Below are 1,937 nucleotides of genomic sequence, written 5' to 3'. Positions count from 1 at the left end.
TCTGGCGTGTTAGTTGGTGCAACTGTTGGTTCTGCCGTTGGTTCTGGTGTATTGGTTGGCGCAACTGTTGGTTCTGCTGTTGGCGTTGGGTAGGCGGTTGGTTCTGGCGTATTGGTTGGGGCAACCGTTGGCTCAGCCGTTGGTTCTGGCGTGTTGGTTGGAGTTGTTACACCACAATAGCTGGTTCCGCCAAGGTGGCGAGATGAGAGCAAGCGCTCGCCATAGCGTTGACCATCGAGCGAGTGCAATACAGGCCCATAGAATACATCAATTTGGGTAGCACAATCGGGCACTGAAACGCTTAAAGAAACAGTTGTTTTTGGGCCAACTCGGCCAATTGCCCACGAATAAATCAATTGGTGATCGATGATTTCATCAAATTTTTGATACGAAGCCATACCTACATCGTAGGAGCAGGTGCTTGATTTATTCCAAATCTTGCCGACGGTATTGCTTGAGAACCAACCCGAAAGATCAGCCTTTGGGTCACAGACTGGAGCTGCGGTTGGGGCTGCTGTTCCGGTTGGGGCTGCGGTTGGGGCTGCTGTTCCGGTTGGCTCAGCGGTTGGCTCAGCGGTTAGTTCAGCAGTTGGCTCAGCAGTTGGTTCAGCAGTTGGTTCAACGACTGTCTCAACACTGGCTGATTCTACGCCTTTGCTCACATTGGCAAAGCTGGCACTTGGACCACCTGCCATCAACATTGTTGCAAGTAGCACAACCCGCGTTGTCCATCGTCGCAGTGTCGGGGTCATAAGAACTCCTTACAATTAAAAAATAGTTAAAAAAAATAATAAATTAGTTAAACCATAAAAATAAACGAAGCTACTAGCTAGTATAATGTCATTGAATTGTCATCGCTAGTTCAACATGAGCGTGATCTTTTTGTGGTAAGAGAACTAGATTGAGGTAGTACTGGTACTAATTCGATCCGTAAGGTTCTTCGTAAGGTGGCATAGATACAAATAGTACTCTATTGATAGAATATTAATTAATGTATTCCTATTATCACCATTTAAATCTAATATTTCAATTTTTATAAAAAAACACGAATTACAACACGCTTTTTACTCAAACTATTTCATGAGCTTGCGCTTTGAATATGAACAACAAAAAACCTGTGACCAAGGTAATTCCTTGGTCACAGGTTTCTTGATCCACGATATTAATAGTTGTTACAGTGAACAGGGCCAAGTAAACCGCTATTGAAGCTATTTAAGGTCGAGCTATAGCCAGTGCCAGTGGTTGCAATAAAACCAGTCGGCTTGCTGCCCAAAGGATTTTGCTCGAGCCACATATCAGCAGCAGCGATAGTGCCATTAATCTGACTACCATCGGCACCTTGGGCCACATTCAATTTGGCAGCAATCAATTGATGCGCTAGGGTATAGCTCATATCATCTCTAACGTTCATAATAAAAATCGCCATCAATTGATTTTGGCTATATTGAACTCCACCGAGCATCATCGATCCTAGAGGCCACTCCCGCGGATGGGTCTTCCAATAGCCATCAGTATAGGTACAATTTGCACCAGTTGGCGTATTGGTGGCAGTCGGTGCTGGTGTTCTGGTTGGCGTAGAGGTTGGTCGAATCGTTGCCGTTGGAGTTGGTGTTTTGGTTGATGTTGGGCTTGGAATAGCCGTTGGTGTTCTGGTTGGAGGTGTTGTCGGCGTTGCCGTTGGTGTTCTGGTGGCGGTAGATGTTGGTAGATTGGTGGCAGTTGGCGCAGGCGTATGAGTTGCCGTCGGTTCTGCGGTTGGCGTGTTGGTTGCCGTTGGCGCAGGCGTGTTGGTTGCCGTCGGTTCTGCGGTTGGCGTGTTGGTTGCCGTTGGCGCAAGCGTGCTGGTTGCCGTTGGCTCTGCGGTTGGCTCAACGGTGCTGGTTGCCGTCGGTTCTGCGGTTGGCGCAAGCGTGCTGGTTGCCGTCGGTTCTGCGGTT

Annotated in this window: 2 pseudogenes; both read right to left on the bottom strand. The window is 47.8% G+C overall.

Going from position 1 to position 1,937, the window contains the following annotated elements:
• A pseudogene (locus DEF47_RS14295) lies at positions 1 to 752 on the bottom strand (hypothetical protein); the annotation flags it as partial.
• Between the two features lie 410 nt (positions 753 to 1,162).
• Positions 1,163 to 1,937 (bottom strand): annotated as a pseudogene (locus tag DEF47_RS14290) (hypothetical protein); the annotation flags it as partial.

The organism is Herpetosiphon sp. (assembly GCF_003512625.1).
Classification (GTDB): Bacteria; Chloroflexota; Chloroflexia; order Chloroflexales; family Herpetosiphonaceae; genus Herpetosiphon; species Herpetosiphon aurantiacus.
The sequence above is the reverse complement of the archived record's forward strand: the minus strand, read 5'-3'. Positions and strand labels throughout refer to the sequence as shown.